We start from the raw sequence: 18,308 nt of genomic DNA, 5'->3' as shown, positions 1-18,308 counted from the left end.
GGTCAAATCGGGCCAACCATTGTAGCACCGGGCGAATCCGCCCTACACGCAAAAAGCGCCTCTTGTGGCGCTAAGTGTTTGATATCCGTTTGAGAGTTTTGGTTGCGGGAGTAGGATTTGGCCTTTGCCGAACATCCGCAAAATTGACGTCCTAACGATACTACTTTGCGCAGTTCTTAATTTCATGATGATAAGTTGAAAAGTTTGGTTCAATAAAAGTAGACGGACGAGTTGACCTGTAAAGGGCCACTCAAACCTCAACCAGCGCGTAGGTTTGCACTTTTGGGATGTTAAAATAACGTGCAAAATCAATAGGCGTGACAAATACTTCGATCTGATATTGTGCACATGTTTTGACCTAGCCAAAGGTGCGACAGTATGAGAGGAGCGAAGTGTCGTACGGCATTCAGCATCAGATTCCCTAACCTTAAAGCACTTTGGCGTCGTCACCCGAAGCAAACTAAACCCTGAGTAGCCTGTAAAACAGAGCGCTCAAGTTCCATTTGCTAACGCTACTAAAGTTTCGAACTACTCTGTTATAGCACCTCGGCTCAACTGTGACAGTGATGACAGTCAAAGCTAACCGATAAACACCGGCACAGCGCACAATAGAACCAAAAACCAACGGTGAAGTTCTTAGCACCTGCATCAAAGTCAGGTCGCCGGCTTCCAACATTCATTCGATATGAACGGTCACCCTAAAAACCGTCTGAGCAATTAATTAAGGAGAGGAAACACATGAGGTTGCGTAACTTGGCTGTAGCGCAAGGTGTAATATTTGCGAGCTTGCTGTCTTTGGGTGCAACGCCATCTATGTCGCAGGATGGCTGGGACCGCTCGGTTTTGCCGATCCCTTTAACTAAATTCAACGGCCATATCGGCCTAAGAACTGGCGATTCCAGTCTGGACTTTCCGAGGCAAGTCGTCGCCCCAGAAGGTGCGCCCAACATTCTTCTAATTATGCCCGACGACGTTGGGTTCGGGGCACCCACAGCATTTGGCGGACCTGTCCCCACAGAAGCGTATGATCGACTAGCGGAAGACGGACTCCGTTTCATCCAGATGCATACAACCGCACTATGCTCGCCAACCCGGGCAGCGTTGATATCGGGGCGCAATCACCATTCGAACGCGACCGGTGTAATAATGGAAATCGGCACCGGCTTCCCTGGCTACAACTCCCTCATGCCCAAGGAAAACGGAACTATCGCCGAAATTCTCAAGGGAAACGGCTACAATACCGCGTGGTACGGTAAGAACCACAATGTTCCTGATTGGCAGTCGAGCCAAGTCGGGCCATTTGATTTGTGGCCAACCGGCTTGGGCTTTGAACAATTCTTCGGTTTCATCGGTGGCGATACTAGCCAATTCACCCCTGCTATTTTCGATGGAACCAAACCGATCGAACCGCCCAACACCGAAGACTATCACCTAGACGTAGACATGGCGGATCGGGCTATTAACTATATTCGCGAACAACATGCACTTGCGCCGGACAAACCGTTTTTCGTTTACTATGCGCCCGGCACCTCGCACGCCCCTCACCACGCTCCAAAGGAATGGATCGAAAAATTCAAAGGACAATTCGATCAAGGTTGGGACAAGGTCCGTGAAGAGTCGTTCGCCAGGCAGAAAGAACTGGGAATAATCCCTAAAGATACCTTTCTAACTCCGAGACCTGAGCAACTGCGTGCTTGGGATTCACTGAATGACCAACAAAAAGAACTCTACGCACGAATGATGGAGGTCTACGCTGGCGCTCTTGCCCATATGGACCATCAAATCAACCGCATCATCGACGCCGTTGAGGAGACGGGTGAATTGGATAACACCCTCATTATCTACTTGATGGGCGACAACGGAGCGAGCGCCGAAGGCAGCCCGGATGGGCTCTTGAATGAAATGACTTTCTTCAACAACATCGCCGTACCCTTTGAAGATACATACGCGAGAATGGATGAGCTGGGCGGGCCAAATACCTTTGGTCACTTCCCTTCAGCTTGGGCGCACGCCATGAACACGCCATTCCAATGGACCAAACAAGTTGCCAGTCATTTCGGAGGCACACGTAACGGAATGATCATTCGCTGGCCAGCGGGGATAGAAGCCAGAGGTGAAGTGCGAAGTCAGTTCCACCATGTAATCGACATCATGCCAACAATTCTCGAAGCAGTAGGGATCCCGGCGCCGACATCAATAAACGGCGTCGCGCAATCTGAAATAGAAGGCACCAGTATGGTTTACGCTTTCGATAATGCCGATGCCTCTTCAACTCGTCGCACCCAGTACTTTGAGATGATGGGCAACCGAGCGATTTACAGCGACGGGTGGGTTGCGACGACTACGCCGCCGGAGGCACCCTGGATCAGCGTTACCCAGAAAAGCGACGTGATTAATGATTGGGCATGGGAACTTTATAATGTCCAAGAGGACTTTTCGCAGGCCAACAACTTGGCTGACGAAAACCCCGAGAAATTGGCCGAGTTGCAGATCTTATTCTATGGTGAAGCCGCCAAATACAATGTCCTTCCAATCGACAACGACAAGGTCGACAGGCTGGACGTAGCGCTCCGACCAAGCCTGACACAAGGTCGTTCTAAGTTCACATACTTCGACAACATGCGACGTATCCCCGAAGGCACAGCTCCCGACTTCAAGAACAAGTCACATACGATCACTGCGCATGTCGAAATTGGCGAGGGTGAGACTGACGGAATGCTTGTCACCCAAGGTGGGCGATTTGGAGGATGGGCGCTCTATGTTTTGGAAGGAAAGCCAATCTACACCTACAATGTCGCCAACCTTGAGCGGTACAATATCGTGGGAGATGTCCTTACACCAGGCGAGCATACAATTCGCTACGAGTTCGAATACGACGGTGGAGGTGTCGGCCTTGGCGGAACAGGAAAACTCTTCGTAGATGACACACTTGTCGGAGAGGGCCGGGTCGAACGGACAATGGGCTACCGGATATCCCTCGACGAGACCTTCGATATTGGCTCCGACGCAGGAGAACCAGTGAGCGAAGACTACCATGTGCCATTCGACTTCCCAGGTGTTCTGAAGAAAGTCGAAGTTGAATTGGACCCGTAAGAAGAAAGCATAACTTGCGAGCGGTCAGCGTCCCTAAGGCCCTTACGAAACCTTCGCTCGAAAACGTGGAAATGGAGGCCCTAAATGAAGCTCAATTTTGCCACCGCAATTTCAGTCACAACGCTGGTCGCAGCGACGGCTACGGCCCATGCGCAGGACCTCTTGCCACCCGCCGATTTAGTCGACGAGCCAAAGGCCGAATACTCTCCTTATGTCGACGACCATTTCCCAAACCGTGTTCTTTTCGGTGATACGCACTTGCACTCCTCGTGGTCTGCAGACTCAGGTATGGCAGGCGGGGTGCTGGATCAGGATGCTGGGTATCGCGTGTCACGTGGCGAAGAGGTGACAAGCGCGCTCGGTTGGCGGGTAAAACTGATCCGCCCTCTCGACTTTGTAGTGATGGCCGATCATGCTGAGAATCTCGGCCTTGCAGATTTTATCCGTCGCTCGGACCCGCTAATTTTGGCCAATGAGACCGGTAAACGCTGGCATGATATGGTTAAATCTGGGAACGGATATGAAGCGTTTCTTGAGTGGCTGCGCGCTAATGATACCGACTTGATCAACGAGCCAAAACTGCTCGCAACGGCATGGGATAGTGCAACAACTAACGCTGACGAATACTATCAGCCTGGAACTTTCACCACATTTCATGGCTTCGAATGGACGTCTCACCCCGGCGGCAACAACATGCATCGCGTTGTGATCTTCCGTGATGGCAAAGATCGCACTTCCCAAGTGTTCCCATTTTCGCAATACGACTCCACCGATCCCGAAGATTTATGGGACTACATGGCGGCTTATGAAGAGAAAACCGGTGGTCAGGTCCTTGCGATCCCGCACAACGGTAATTTGTCGAATGGGCTTATGTTCGCATTAGAGACCATTGACGGGTCCAACCTCTCAGGAGAACCGATCGACGCGAACTACGCGGCCAAGCGCATTCGTTGGGAACCTTTGGCAGAAGTTACTCAACAAAAGGGTGATGGTGAGGCCCACCCGCTTTTGTCCCCTGACGATGCATTCGCCGACTTTGAGACAATCGACGCTGGCAATCTAAACGGTCAGGGTGCAAAAACGCCTGAGATGCTCCCCGCAGAATACGCCCGTGAGGCACTGAAGACCGGCCTGTTGGCAGAGGCAAGTCTTGGTGTTAACCCTTTCAAATTCGGCATGATCGGTTCGACAGACAATCATACTGCCCTGCCCACTTCACGAGAAGAGAACAACTTTTCAAAGGCTTCATTCGTAGAACCCGCTCCTGACCGCGCTTTCCACCCGCTTGTTGCTGCCGACGACCCCGCACTGTCTATCATGGAAGCCGACGTAGGTGCTTCTGGTCTTGCAGCTGTTTGGGCACGAGAAAATACCCGCGAGTCAATCTGGGACGCTATGGCTCGGAAGGAAACCTACGCAACTTCCGGTACGCGCCTGACCGTTCGAGTTTTCGCGGGTTGGGATTTCAAAGCTGAAGAGGTTTCGCGTCCAGACTTTGCCCGTACCGGCTATGCCCGCGGGGTACCAATGGGCGGCGACTTGACCGACGCACCAGATGGGGGCGCTCCAACATTGATGATCCGCGCTCTGCGTGATCCTGACGGTGCCAATCTCGATCGCATTCAAATCGTGAAAGGCTGGTTGAACGCCGACGGCACAACCTCAGAGAAGATCTTTGACGTGGCCTGTGGCGATCGGGCTATCGTCGATCACGCCTGTGATGGAGATGTTGGCAACACTGTCAATGTAGCGGATGCCTCTTACACCAATACGATAGGTGAGCCGTTTTTGGCTGGTCACTGGATTGACCCGGAATTTGATGCGGAAAAGAGCGCATTTTACTACGTTCGCGTGATAGAAATTCCGACGCCTCGGTGGACCGCTTACGACGCAAAGTTCTTCGATGTTCAAATGCCGGAAGGCACTCGGATGCAATTGCAGGACCGAGCTTACACTTCACCTATTTGGTATACGCCAAATTAGTTGTTTAGCTGAAACTCACAAAGCAACGCGGCTCACGCACGTTTATCCTGTGGTTTATTTCGCACGGGATAGCGGCAGATAGTCGAACAAAACTGTTTTGGCATCACAAAAGCTCGCTGCAATTAGCGCGGTGACACCAAAATCTTTCCAACGATATAGTACGCAGGACCAACCGCGTCTCAATGACTGGACCAAAAATTTGAACGAAATGTCTATGCAGCATAATTCTTACTTGTTGTTAGCCTCGTTGCTACTCATGATCGTGATGTCTCCACTGCTGGAGAGTTTTGTCCTTGGGCAAAGAGTTCTGGACGTGATTTTTTGTCTGGTGCTAGTGAGCGCGGTTCTTTCTTTGACGGTTCGTCCCACTGTGCAACTGGCAGCAATAGCGGCAGCTTTAGCAATTCTACTAGTCCGCTTAACCGGCGCGTTAGATTTCGGCGACGTTTGGTATTTAGCAGGTTACGTTTTGTCTCTATTCTTGTTGGTACTTGCGTTCATCAGTTTGATGAAGGCCATTATTGTAGCCCATTATATCGACCTGAAAATCATTACCGATGCTGTGTCCTGCTATCTATTGATCGGAATTGCTTGGGCACTGATTTTTTCAATAATACATACGGTTTTGCCACATGCTCTAGACTTTGGCAAACCTGGCGAATCCGAAAAGTGGAGTAGTTACATATATTTAAGCTTTATGACACTCACTACCCTCGGTTATGGTGATATAACTTCCAGCAACGCGGTGGTTCAAATCTGGTCAATCTTAGAAGCGATTGTAGGAGTTCTTTTCCAAGCAATCCTAATTGCAAGGCTTGTCAGCCTTTATGGGACCCGCACTAAGTAACCCACATAATAGTCAAAGCAGCATAATTAGTGTTCCAAGCGCCGTTAAAAGTACATTGGCAAGCGCGTAAGTTCCTGCATAGCCAAGGGAAGGAACGGAACTCTTCGCCGCTTGTTGAACAATCCCGAGAGCTGGCGTGCTAGTCATTGCACCAGTAAGAGCCCCTAAAAGTAAGGCCGGATTCATGTTTAGAACGATCCGCCCAAACGCATAGCCAGCCAATAGAGGAAGGCAAGTCACGACAACACCACAAAGAAACAGTTTCGGCCCGACCGCACCAAGAGCTTCGACTATGCCACCGCCGGCATTTAGGCCAACGCCAACCATAAAAAATAACAACCCTAACTCCATAAGAATAAAACGCGCGGCAGCTGGCATACGACCAAATGTTGGGCGGTTGGCCCTAAGAAAGCCAACGGCTATCCCAGAAACAAGTAGACCACCGGCGTTACCTATTCCAACGTCAATTCCACCAATTCTTACTGTAATCTGACCAATAAACAGCCCTACGACTATTCCCGCTGCAAATGTCAACAAGTCGGTTTCCACTGCGGCTCGTTCTTCTACTCCCAATATCGAAACTAACTGCTGCAAAGCAGCACGCTCGCCGGTCAAGTACATCACGTCGCCACGTTGGACCCTTGTCGAAGGTGACAGCGGCATTTCTATTTGCGAACGTGTCAATCGCGTCAGGCGGCACCCATGCTCTTGTTGGATCGCAAGCTGCCCAATCGTTTGGCCGACTGCAAAGCTGGAATTGACAACCACTTCAGCAACGTCGACCACAGCGTCTACCAAGTCATCGTCTAGTACTTCGCGGCCAAGTTTCATTTCCTCCCGAATTTTCTCATGTAGTTTCGGCGAGCAAAAAAATGCGAGCTTGTCGCCAGGTTCAAGAGTTGTGTCTGGCGATACGTCGATTATGTCGTTGCCGCGCTTTAACTTATAGATCGCGCCATAGTCTTGATATTGAGACAAAAAATCGGATGATGCTTGAGCTACGGTTTTCTTTTCGTAATCGACAGATGGAACTTCATAAGCCCGTAAAATTGGGCGCTCGGCCTCCTTCGCTGAATCCTCAGCAACAAAGCCGCGTTCCCTCGCAAAGTCTTGCGCCTTTTCAACCAGATCAATTTTGAGCAAGCTTGGCAAAAGCTTAACAAGCAGCAAGAGACCCACTGTACCAAAGATATATGTAATCGCGTATCCAACACTGATGCTTTCGATTATCGCTTCAGAAGTCGAACCGGCCGGTATTGGAACCAATCCGGCTTCTACAGCGTTCTGCGCACCTACAAGCGTAGGAGTGCTCGTCAATGCCCCTGCCATCAAACCAGCGGCAAGCGCGTTTTCCAAATCAACCACAAGCGCCAGTCCAACCACTAATGCAAAAGAGCCCAGTGACATAAATAGCGCAATGGTCAAATAGCTTAGGCCATCTTGGCGTAACACGTTGATAATTTGAGGACCCGCTTGCCATCCAACTGAGTAGATGAACAAAGTAAATCCGATTGACTGGACGATCGGATCAATTTGAAAACCAAAATGGCCGAAAACCAGAGCGCACAACAATACGCCGCCGGTGATCCCTATCTCGAATTGACCAATTTTGACGTTGCCTATCACGTAACCGATGGCAATGATCGTAAAAACGACCAACACCGAGTTGGCTGAGAAAAGCTGAAAGAAATCGATAGTCATCTTCTGCCCCGCTGTAGAGGGTATTGTTGTTCTCGCCTTTGGTCGCTTTACCGGCTGAAAAGATAACCCCAATTGGTTACGTTGCTGGCTCCTTCACACGATAGTAAATCGAATAGAAGACCGGAATCATTATCATCGTGAACACCGTCCCAAAGGCCAATCCGACGGCCATCGTCGTTGCCATGGCGACCCAGAAGATATCCTGCATCAATGGAAGAACACCAAGAATCGTTGTACCTGCGCCAAGCAAAACGGGACTTAGTCGAGAAACAGCAGCGTTCATTACCGAGTCATACTGTTTCATACCCTGCGATTGATTCAGATTGATTTCGTCCAATAACACAATCGCATTTTTTATCATCAACCCGATGAGGCTCATGGCCCCAAGCAACGCCATAAAAGAAAAGGGTTGCAGGAATGTTAGCAAGCCAACGGTAATGCCGATTATCGCCAGCGGGACGACCGAGAAGATCACAAAAACTGGTCGAATAGCGTTGAAAAGCACCACAATCAAAAACACGATAATTATGATAGCGGGCGCCGCACCGGGCTGAAGCGAAGTTTGACTGTCCACTGTCCCGAAGTATTCCCCCCGCCATTCCAACTGATAACCGGGAGGCAAGGGTATAGCCTCGAACTCCTCACGGACACTTTCGAACAACGTTGGAAATGTAACTTCGTTAGGGCTGGCCTGAATCGTTACAGCGCGCTTGCGATTCCAGCGCACAATGATTGGGTCTTCCAGCTCAACTTTGATATCTTCTGTTACCGCAGAGAGCGGCAAGTTTTTTACAGACAGGGCAGGAACGACCTGCAGAAGCTCAAAGTCTTCGGCAGTTTGTTGCCTTTCATCATCGACACGTCGGACAATAATTGGCAAAAGATCTTCGTTTTGGCGATAGAGACCGACGGGCAAACCGTCAAATGCCGCGCGAGACGCATTCGCGATATCCGCTCTGGAAGTTGCTGTCCAAACACCCGTAACCTGATCAAACTCAGGGACGATCTTTGGGACTCGATTGCGCATGTCGGTCCGGATGTCTTTGGCGTAGGGCGACTTTTGAATTATCTCTACCCCCTGCCGCGCAAGATCCCTCAACACTTCCGGGTCTGCATTTGCCGGGCCCGAGAATCTTGCTTCGAACGGCCAGGTAAAACCGGGACCTGCTGTGAACTTTCGAACTCGGACCATTGCCTCAGGCAGGTTATCCACAACCCAAGGCTCTAGTTCTTCGACAAGGCTATAAACACTGTCTAGATCGGTCGTGTTAATAATGACTTGCGCATAGCTTTCGTAAGGAAACTCTGGATCAATGGGCAGATAGAATCTAGGGCCTCCGGAGCCTACAAACGTGGAAACACCGGAAACACGCTCATCTCCGTCCAGGTGATTTTCCACCCTTTTCGCCAGAGCCGAAGTTTGTTGAATGCGCGTACCTTCGGGTGCCCAGATATCGACCATAAACTGCTGCCGCGTCGCATCAGTGAAGAAGAGTCGATCTACGAATTGGAAGCCGTAAAGCGCGGATCCAAACACTGCCAGCATAACGAGGACGGTAAGCCAGCGCACTCTGATGCACGTAGACAAGACCGCGCGGAACATCGTGAAAACAACGCCTGTATATGGATCTCTTGATGAGTCGCGATCGGCTTCCGAGATCTTGATAAGATCAACACACATCAATGGTGTGATTGTCATGGCAATAAGCCAACTTAGTAGCAGCGAAACCCCTACCACCACAAATAGTGAACCAGCATACTCACCTGCATCTGCGGTTGCTGCGAAGATTGGGTAGAAAGCCATCATTGCGATAACTGTCGCTCCCAGAAGAGCCCAACTCGGTTGGGCAGCGGCTTCAATAGCAGCCGCCTTGCGATCCATTCCCTTCTTCAAACGGACAGCCATACCATCTGCGACCACAATGGCGTTATCGACCATCATTCCCAGAGCAATAACCAGCGCGCCTAGAGAAACCCTTTGAAGATCAATTTGCAGTATAGACATAACAATGAAAGTGCCGAGGATCGTCAGGATAAGCGCACCGCCGATTACCAGCCCCATACGCCAACCCATGGCCAGAGCAACTACGACCAGGACGATAAGGACTGCTTCGCCCAAGTTTATCATGAAGGCGTTTATGGCTTCCGTTACGAGATCGCTCTGCCAAGCGATTTTGTGCATTTCAATTCCCAAGGGAAGGTTGGCTTCGACAACGGCCAAAGCCGCATCCAAATTTTGTCCTGTGTCTACAATATTGCCGCCAGTTACATTGGCGATTGATATCCCAATTGCGGGTTGACCATTGAAACGCATGACATTGATAGGCGGCTCCAGGTAACCTTGTCTGACATCTACAACGTCCTTGATTGCGATTGTTTCAGCACTGCGGTCTCTGGGGCGAGTCGCGTCATCAGCAAAATCTGCGGGAATATCCAGAGCTTTATCCAGCAAGCTTGTACGGACCCGTAAATTCCCGATATCTTCCGGGCTTTTGAATTCTCCAGTCGGCGCAATTCGAAGGCGCATATCGCCAAGCTCTAGTTGCCCCGCATTAACGACCTGGTTTTGCAGTGCCAGCGTTGCAACAAAGTCTTCCGTCGTTACGCCGAGATCCAGAAGCTTTTGTTCCGAAGCGTCAAGGTAAATAACCTTTGGCTGCACTCCCCAAGTTTCGACTCGTGCAACTCCTTGAACAAGCGCCAGTTCTTTGCGGATCGCCTTTACGTATTCTTCCAGTTGCGCGTAGGTAAAACCGTCGCCCGTTATCGCAAGAACAAACCCATACACAAAACTGAAGTCGTCGATAACGCTTGGGGTCATGGCTCCTGGCGGAAGCTGACCATGGACATCCCGGACCTTGCTACGCATCTTGTCCCAAACTTGGGGCAAGCGGTCCGCCCAGTACTCCTGTTTGATTTCGACCTTTACAATTGAAAGTCCGGCTTTTGAGTAGGACGTAAGAAAACGGAGTTCTGGAAGTTCTTGAATTGCAGATTCTATAAGGTCAGTAACCTCTAGCTCTACTTCTTCAGGGCTTGCACCAGGATATTGAGTAATCACGATCGCGGTTTTGACCGTAAAGTCAGGATCTTCGAGTTGGCCAAGGCGGAAATAACTGAAGGTCCCGATAACCAAAATAAGGAACAGCGTAAAATACGTTACAACTCGGTTTTCAATAGATATCTGCGGAAGTGACATGGCTGCCTCCAGAATTTAAGGCGCTTCGACCCGGACCTTTTGGCCCTCGGTTATGACATTGACACCTGCAGTGACGATACGATCCCCCGCATCAAGCCCTTGAACAACTAATCCTCTCCCCCCAATGGAGATTACCTCAACAGGTTTTGGGGAAACTGTGTTTGCAGCTTCATCAATAAGCCAAACGAAAGTGCTTCCCGCGTTTTCCCCGTCAGGTGAAAACACAGCTGTGCTGGGAATCTCAACACCGGTCTTCGCCCAGTTTTCAGGCAGTCGAACACGAGCAGTCGCTTTACCAGCCATCCCAGGTTGGATTTTGGCCTCGTCAGGTTGAACCATAACAATTGTAACTGGGTATGTACGAGTGCTGAGAGACGCCTCAGAACCTATCCTGGAAATCTCCGCAGGAACTTCTAAATTCGGTAGGCTCGAAAAGGTGACGCTGATTTCTTCCACGAAAGGAGCCAGCCCTATAAGAGCTTCTGGAACGCCGATTTCCATTTCAATCTGGGAAGTATCTAGGATGCGCACTATCGGTTGTTTCGCCACAACGTTCTGAAAGTTGTCCGCAAAAACCTCCGACACGATCCCATCGAAAGGTGCTTTCAGTTCCGTATAGTTTAGGTTTAGACGAGCAGCGTCCAGTAAACCCTCAGTCGCTTCAATTTTTGCCTTAGCTGCATCGACTACCATAATTTGGTCGTCGACGTTGGCCTGAGAAACAAAATCATTTTCGAGCAGTTTTTCTCTGCGTTCCAACTCTGTGATAGCGTTGGACAATGCCGCTTGAAGAGAAGCTTGTTCGCCTTCAATCGTGCGAATCCGAGCGATATAAGGCTCAGGGTCCAAAGAACCGAGAATTTCCCCTGATCCGACAATCGATCCCACATCGACTGGTCTGGTAATCATTCGCCCGGATACTTCAAAAGACAGGTTCACTTCCCGTACAGCTTCCGCACGTCCGGGATAGCTGTCAGTCCGAAACCTTTCCGTGTCACCGACGATCATCGACAGAACCGGTCGTGCAGGTTTTTCTGTTGCTTCTGCGCTCTCTTCTTCAAAGCACCCAGCAAGTGCACCTAAAAAACAAATCGTCATCCAAAACTTGGCGTGGTGTTTAAAGCAAGTTTTTTCCATTTGTTTTACTCTCACTGAAATGAACAGGTTGGATAACTGCGCAGTTTAGCTTTCCGCTTGTTACTCTGACTTCATCGTAGGCGTTTCACTTTGCTACTCAAAGTACCCATTCAAACCTCTGAATAAAAAGTGCTTTTAGTGAAGGCCCTACCGAATCGGTCATCTAACAGCGAGCTTCGTGGCTAGTGTCGACCATCTCATTTTTAATTCGGCGCAGAAGAACTTTCCTGAACACTCGACGGAACAGGGAGGCGGATTCTAAGGTTTTTCAATTGGGCCCTCTCTTTTTTGCGTTGTATTAAGTCCTTTTTTCAGACGCTCGTTTCAATTATTGGAACTGCATATTTAGTGCAAAAAACACTTGTCGTTTCGGTTGTCCCAGCCCGCTATCGGCAACTGACCATTGAGGTTCAACGAACACATTGAATACAGTTTTTCCGTTTACCCAGACCTTTCCGACACGGAGGCCTAACGGTACAGAATAATCACCGTTTTCCAGATTTGCTGTCCAAATCGGAGCGCCGCCCGTGTACCAGCCGTCGCCAAGTTGGCGGAACAGAATAGGTTGCAATGCGGCGGTGTTTACGCGCTCCCGGTCGTTCGTGCTACCCACGCCGCTTCGCCAAATTAGCAAGTACCCATACTGCCAAAGTGTCGATTTCGCGTTGAAGTAAACATTAGCCAAACCCAACTGCCATTGGTCGCCACCCAAACGGTCATCAGAAGCGGTTGGAGCCACAATAGAAGGGCCAATTGCAAAGCTTATTCCCGGTTTTTGTAAGTCGATCTGATATGCGGCGAAGATGTCAAAATCCCCCACCCCATCTACCGATGACCCACCGTCGCCGACAGGAAAGCTGTTATACGGCAAAGACGCGCGGATCAGCCAGTTTGTTTCCCCCAGCTGAATCGGTTGGGCGTAGCGAAGAATGAACGAATTTGCATCGTTGTCGCCAGGTCCAGTCAGCTCATCAACATAGTAGTTCTGCAAGTTGAAAGCCGTGAAATTTGCCAGAGGGTTATTGGCCTGCGCCGCAGCGTCTGCGCTGTCTTGTGCATAAACTCGGCTACTGAAAAGAGTAACGGTAGTCGCCAATATTGCTAAGACACCAAGCACACGCCGTAATCTCCCCTCGCCAATTTGCATTCGATCCGCCTACTAAGCTCCGTGTTTAGGAAAACATGCTTGCATTGAAAGGCGATCGTTGGGGAGAATTTCGACATCCCAAAAATGCAAAATGAGTGTCGCAGACCAAAAATTTTGCTTCAATAACTGACTGTTACGTGCCAACGAAATATTATTATGTAAAATTTCTTGAATGTGATACCCCCAGATAGATGGGGGGCAAAGAACAATACAGAAACTTGTCGGTTGAAAGGACATTCACAACCACGTCTGACGTCGGGCAGTTGCAGGACGCTTCCGTTGGTTGGGATCAAGAGTACTACCAAATGACTGCTGGTCCTTTGGAGAGCAGTCTTGACTTACTTCAAGTTGGTCAAAAACAGATTGCTCGGGAGAAATGGAATCGAAAAATAGTGTACCGCGGCACAGGTGTGCCCGATTGTTTCTCGGCAGCGCTCGTTTTGGAACAAGCTGAACCCGCAGTTCTTTTTGGTGAAAAAATCGAAACAGGTTCGATTGTTGTTCAACCTCCCAGTCGAGAAGCCGAGCTAATTGGCAGTACAAACTGGGATGGTGTAAATCTGGCCGTTCCCTTTTCGGAAGCGCGGTCTCTGGCGCTTAAACTCGCTTGGGATGAGCTCGACTTTGAAGACATACCTCCAGTCAGTAGTCTAACTCAGCAGGCGAGCAAAAGACTGGGACTCGCGGCACTAGATTTGTTGCATCGTTCGAAACAAGAAAATGAATTTGAGACCGAACACCTGCTTGACCAATTTACGAAGTTATTCCTGTGGGAATTGATTAGCTCGCGGGCTTCGAAATCTGCTTCCTTACAATCTTGCCGCTCCGCGGCAATCGTTAGTCGCGCGTGCGATATCGCCTATTCGGACTATGTCGGCTCCGTGGGTCTGGTCGAGTTATGCAGTGAAATCGGAGTAAGCCTTCGGACTTTACACTACGCGTTCCGAGACTGCATCGGTATATCCCCCGCAACCTGGTTGCGACGCATACGCCTGAACAAAGTCCACAAAACACTTAGTGCTTCCAGTGTTGGGGAAGTTCAAATCAAAGGTGTTGCGATTGAAAACGGTTTTTTTCATCAAGGTCATTTTGCTCAACAATACAAACGGGTGTTCGGATGTCTGCCGGAAGAAACACTTGGCCGACACTAACATTTTTCGTGGCGCAAAGCTCGCAGCCCAAGGATAGAGATCGGTGGCTCTAGCCGGCCGAAAGCGCGTCACGGTCCCAAATTCAGTTGGATATCGCCTCGTCAACGACAGCGATGGTACCACTTGCCGTAATAACCACGGCTTCGGCACGACCTGAAACCTTAGCGCCTTTATCGCCTGCTAGTATTCTGTCCCCTATCAGCCGAACAACCTCGGGAGCGTCAGCAAACTTTGAATGGTGTACAGTGGTCGTGTCTTGTACCTGGGACAGGTCGATCACGTTCAAACCAAGCTCGGAAATCAGTGTAGCATCTAGCTGTCCAACTCGCGGGTTTCTTGCAATCAAGCTTGAAACCGCAAGAGCTTGGTCATTTTCGGATGTCAGCACATAGAACCTCCGTTTGTCCTTGGGGATCGCTGATAGCTGAGCAATGAACAGGTCTATGTCGATGTCGGGCGACGCAAGAATAACACTTCTGAGTTTACCGCTGACATTGAAAAGCCCGCGATTTGCGATTCCGCGAGCGGCTTCCATCGCTACAAGGTTTCCCATCGAGTGGGCTACGATATCTATTGTTTCAACGGGACTGTCTTTGAGTATCCCAGGAACCTCCTCAAGCTGATCCCGTGCGATAAGCGCACTGTTGATGTCGTAGACGTAGGCACCCAATCGAGCCTGAGAAGCCCAAGAATATAGAATGGGCACCCCGCTATACCCAGTGTCTTCCAGAAACTGAGCGAACCGCAATACTGCATCAGTCAGATTTGTGTTATAACCGTGTATCCATAGCAGAGATGATCGTTCTCCCTTTGGCAAAGCTAAAACACTGTTTTCTACCGTGCCTACAAACGCGCGATCGTTGTCAAATACCTGCGGGTTCGTGATAACGAAATGCTTGTCGGGATCTGGCGAGCTGCCTCTCGGCCTTTCGATCTTGCCCGTTTTGTGTTTTAGCGGGATTACAACATCTACAGCCGCAAAACTGAGACGATTGGCGCGACGACCCGAAAAAAACTCAATCGCCACCGTCGAGGGTTCGCGAACAGTTGCGATAAAGATTCTATGACCTCTTTCATCGATTTCTGCTTTGGATAAAGCTCTCGTTGGTTCAAGACCGACTAAGTTCCTTTTGGAACTGCACCCAGTCACGACAAAAGCGCTCCCTGATAATACAAAGTGCCGTCGCGACTGATCTATGGTCTTTTTGAAGCTCAACTTCACAAACCCTTTTTCTACGAATATCGCCGTCAAGGGCATCGTAGCCAGAGCACATTACAACATAAGTGGAATATAAACATCGGACAAATAAGCGGGCCACAATTATCGTTATATCTCAAGGCTTCCACCGCAAAAGCCAAAAAGTCATTTCTGCTCTAGCAGCACTATCCACTCACTATCTCAAAGATAAAATGACTTCTCCAAGACAAAGGGCTAAGGAACCGGAACATCTTTGCGGATTGCTGCCGAGTAACCCTCGTCCAGTCCGTTTGCCAGTGCGTTAGCTGTGATATCTCCAAGACTATACAACTGCTGAATATCAATCTCAGTATTAGTTAGTCCTTGCTCATACAGGTAATCAGGAAAATATCCATTAATTACAACGCGGTAGTCGACGGGAATCCTAATACCAACGTGCCGTGCGATTAAAATTGCTGATCGGGAACAATTGGTAAAAACTGAGTTAAACCAGCGGGGTCGCACGGCGATTTCATTTGCAGCTTCTACATAGGCGCTGATCAGTTTGATACGCTCCTCTAGTTCACCATGCAGCCTGAACAGATGTACTTTTTCTTTTCGAACATTAGAGCGAAGCCCGACGACATCACGCTCCTCCGCCGCTATCATTACAATCGGATGTGCTTTGAAAAAGTCGGCCACAGGAGAAAAAGACTCTCCGATCTGTCGACGTACTTCGATCGACCACGTCAAATACCGGCCATCAGAAAAGCCGAAGCTTAGCATAAGGTGCGCCATTTCCGGTCCACTCCAATACGACATGAAGAGGTCCACACTTTCAATTTGAGACAGATCGTATTCTCTAGTAACCCACTTCTCTTCGAAAGTATCAGCCGACTGCCATTCAAATGCACGAACGTCTCTCAGTGTTAGTGTGTCGCCGCTTATTTCACCTGTGACTGTCCGCACAACATCAGGCGACCAATTTCCGTCCGAAGGTGGGGTCAGTGAGTTCCACCATATTAGTATCGCTGCGAAAAATACTGCGAATCCAGACAACCATCGCCATCTACTTCTTAGAAAAATTGAAACTAGTGTTCCGAGGCCAACGACGAAAAAGGAAACGATCGCAGTTAACCGGATCAATTCTGGGCCTGAGAATTTGAACCATAGGGCCAAAGTGCCCCATACTGTTGAGTAAGCGACGACTAACAACAATAAAAGACAGCAAAGAGCATTCAGCACTGTACGCATGGTTGGCCCGATTTGACTGGTCAGGATTGATTGTTATTGCATGACTGGTCTCTGGTCCATCGGAACAATGGTTTCTGATGCCGGCGGGCGTTAACCTAATGCGCTGTGTGACTCAAGGCTCCCGGACGTAAAGCCGATTAAAGGGACGTTATAGAGAACAGAATCGGCTAAGACTTACCTGTGTTTTAGCCAACGTGTTCCCCACATCGCGCATTCATTGTCTCTGCACATGCAATGCACTCCCCCCACAATTGTCCAACCGGCAGTAAGGCAAACCGCCTTCCCGAGGACCCATCCGAGGTAAGATTCTTCGTGATCAATTCTGAACGTCCAATCCCGTCACTAGATTCCTTTTCTCCAGTTGTTCAGGCGACAGTTAAGCAATTTGGCGACCTTCTTGAGGAAGTCGTAGATTTTTCAAACCCAGACGATCGTGGCAATTGGTTCTTCGCCAGTGATACCGGCACCGGGAAGACGACGGCTATGATGTGGCACTTGTCTAGATACACCACGATCAGAGTGGTTGTTGCAGTCCCAACACGATTGGCCGCTGAACAAGTCTTTGCTCAGTTAAGCAGCTGGACGGCAGACGTGGCGGTTTGGACTGGAGCACACGACAAATACAAACGAGACAAGGTCGACTTTGAACCGAGCGATTACTTCGAGCGTAGTGAACTAAAGAACTTCAGAATCGTTATCGCTACCCACCAGTTTGTATTGAGTGGACGATCAGAGATTAAAGAATGGTTGGGACCCAGGGATCTGCTGATTATCGACGAAGTGCCGTTTGTCTTCGAAGGAGCATCACAACTTGGCCTGACAGATTTTTGCACGGCCTGGGAAGAGGCAAACGCGATTGACTCGAAACTCAGCGAACCTCTGCGTCGTTTACGCGACTGGGCAGAGGATGTGGCAGAAAGGGCCGAGTTCGGAAAGCAGCACCTTTCAGTGGAACTTGCTGAAGCTAAGGGAGACTGGGCGAAAATGCTGCAAAAGATAGAAGCGATGGAAATTTCGTCAGAGGCGAAACTCATAATCCGCGAGGTGGTCGGCTTCGTTCTTGCGTCTTTCGAAGGCCGCGCTTTCGTGCAACTGAGAGATGGGGCTGGGCAAGTGAGGACGGTGTTTTGCACGACGGAAATGAAACTTCCGTATGTGCCTCGCGCTATCCACTTGTCAGCTACCGTCCATCTCGAAGGGTGGCAGGTGTCTCCGTACAAGGAAAACCTAAGAATGTATCGAGGGAATACACTTGACTATTGCAATCTTGAGATCTTTGCCGCTGGTTGGCCATGTACTTTGCCCAGTAAATTCAATGATCTAACACGTTCACCAGAGTACCTTAGCCGCTACAAGTGTTTTGTCGCGGAGGTTCTGGACAAAACACCGCGAGATGCAAATGTCTTAATCGTGGTACCAAACGCACTGATGGGGCACACAAAGTCTGCACTTAATGCCTTCGAAATCACCCACTTGCGATCTATCGAAAACGTGAGAGTAACACACTTCAAGGTTGATGTTGGCTCAAATGAGTATGCGGACTGTTCTGATGTTATTCTTGTGGGCCTTCATCACGCTCCTAAAACCGCACACATGCAAAAAGCGTTTCAGTTCAGTCA

11 protein-coding genes are annotated in these 18,308 nt (G+C 49.6%); 5 read left to right on the top strand and 6 right to left on the bottom strand.

Going from position 1 to position 18,308, the window contains the following annotated elements; all coding sequences use genetic code 11:
- The first annotated feature begins 738 nt into the window (after positions 1-738).
- From ACR0B7_RS20835 to ACR0B7_RS20825, 3 genes are all read left to right on the top strand, one after another.
- Complete coding sequence (locus tag ACR0B7_RS20835) at positions 739-3,093, top strand: arylsulfatase (RefSeq protein WP_170486618.1); 2,355 nt, start codon at positions 739-741, stop codon at positions 3,091-3,093.
- Positions 3,094-3,177: 84 nt separating this feature from the next.
- Positions 3,178-5,076, top strand: coding sequence for a DUF3604 domain-containing protein (locus ACR0B7_RS20830; protein ID WP_170486619.1), 1,899 nt, complete (start codon positions 3,178-3,180; stop codon positions 5,074-5,076).
- A 214-nt stretch (positions 5,077-5,290) separates the two neighbouring features.
- Positions 5,291-5,923, top strand: coding sequence for a potassium channel family protein (locus tag ACR0B7_RS20825; protein ID WP_170486620.1), 633 nt, complete (start codon positions 5,291-5,293; stop codon positions 5,921-5,923).
- Positions 5,924-5,935: 12 nt separating this feature from the next.
- On the opposite strand, the gene ACR0B7_RS20820 is transcribed toward ACR0B7_RS20825, so the two are convergent.
- From ACR0B7_RS20820 to ACR0B7_RS20805, 4 genes are all read right to left on the bottom strand, one after another.
- The gene (locus ACR0B7_RS20820) at positions 5,936-7,624 is read right to left on the bottom strand and encodes an aspartate-alanine antiporter-like transporter (protein WP_170486621.1); all 1,689 of its coding nucleotides are present in this window, start codon (positions 7,622-7,624) and stop codon (positions 5,936-5,938) included.
- Positions 7,625-7,700: 76 nt separating this feature from the next.
- Positions 7,701-10,823 carry an efflux RND transporter permease subunit gene (locus tag ACR0B7_RS20815; protein ID WP_170486622.1) on the bottom strand — a complete coding sequence of 1,041 codons (3,123 nt, stop codon included), beginning with the start codon at positions 10,821-10,823 and terminating at the stop codon, positions 7,701-7,703.
- Between the two features lie 15 nt (positions 10,824-10,838).
- Positions 10,839-11,960: an efflux RND transporter periplasmic adaptor subunit gene (locus ACR0B7_RS20810; protein WP_170486623.1), complete on the bottom strand. Its 1,122-nt coding sequence runs from the start codon at positions 11,958-11,960 to the stop codon at positions 10,839-10,841.
- Between the two features lie 328 nt (positions 11,961-12,288).
- Positions 12,289-13,107 (bottom strand): hypothetical protein, encoded by an 819-nt coding sequence (locus ACR0B7_RS20805; protein ID WP_170486624.1) that lies wholly within the window; start codon positions 13,105-13,107, stop codon positions 12,289-12,291.
- A 305-nt stretch (positions 13,108-13,412) separates the two neighbouring features.
- Here ACR0B7_RS20805 and ACR0B7_RS20800 point away from each other — a divergent pair, with 305 nt between their 5' ends.
- Positions 13,413-14,258, top strand: a complete 846-nt coding sequence (locus tag ACR0B7_RS20800) for a helix-turn-helix domain-containing protein (protein WP_170486625.1) — start codon at positions 13,413-13,415, stop codon at positions 14,256-14,258.
- Positions 14,259-14,340: 82 nt separating this feature from the next.
- On the opposite strand, the gene ACR0B7_RS20795 is transcribed toward ACR0B7_RS20800, so the two are convergent.
- A complete protein-coding gene (locus ACR0B7_RS20795) occupies positions 14,341-15,510 on the bottom strand; it encodes an alpha/beta hydrolase (protein ID WP_170486626.1) in 1,170 nt (389 codons plus the stop codon).
- A gap of 180 nt (positions 15,511-15,690) precedes the next feature.
- Positions 15,691-16,689, bottom strand: coding sequence for an Lnb N-terminal periplasmic domain-containing protein (locus ACR0B7_RS20790; RefSeq protein WP_170486627.1), 999 nt, complete (start codon positions 16,687-16,689; stop codon positions 15,691-15,693).
- 312 nt (positions 16,690-17,001) lie between these two features.
- Between ACR0B7_RS20790 and ACR0B7_RS20785 the strand changes: the two genes are divergently transcribed.
- The coding region (locus tag ACR0B7_RS20785; protein WP_170486628.1) for a DEAD/DEAH box helicase family protein at positions 17,002-18,308 on the top strand (1,307 nt) is incomplete at its 3' end.

This window comes from Ruegeria sp. BB6 (genome assembly GCF_056539385.1).
This window is presented reverse-complemented; position numbering and strand designations above follow the sequence as displayed.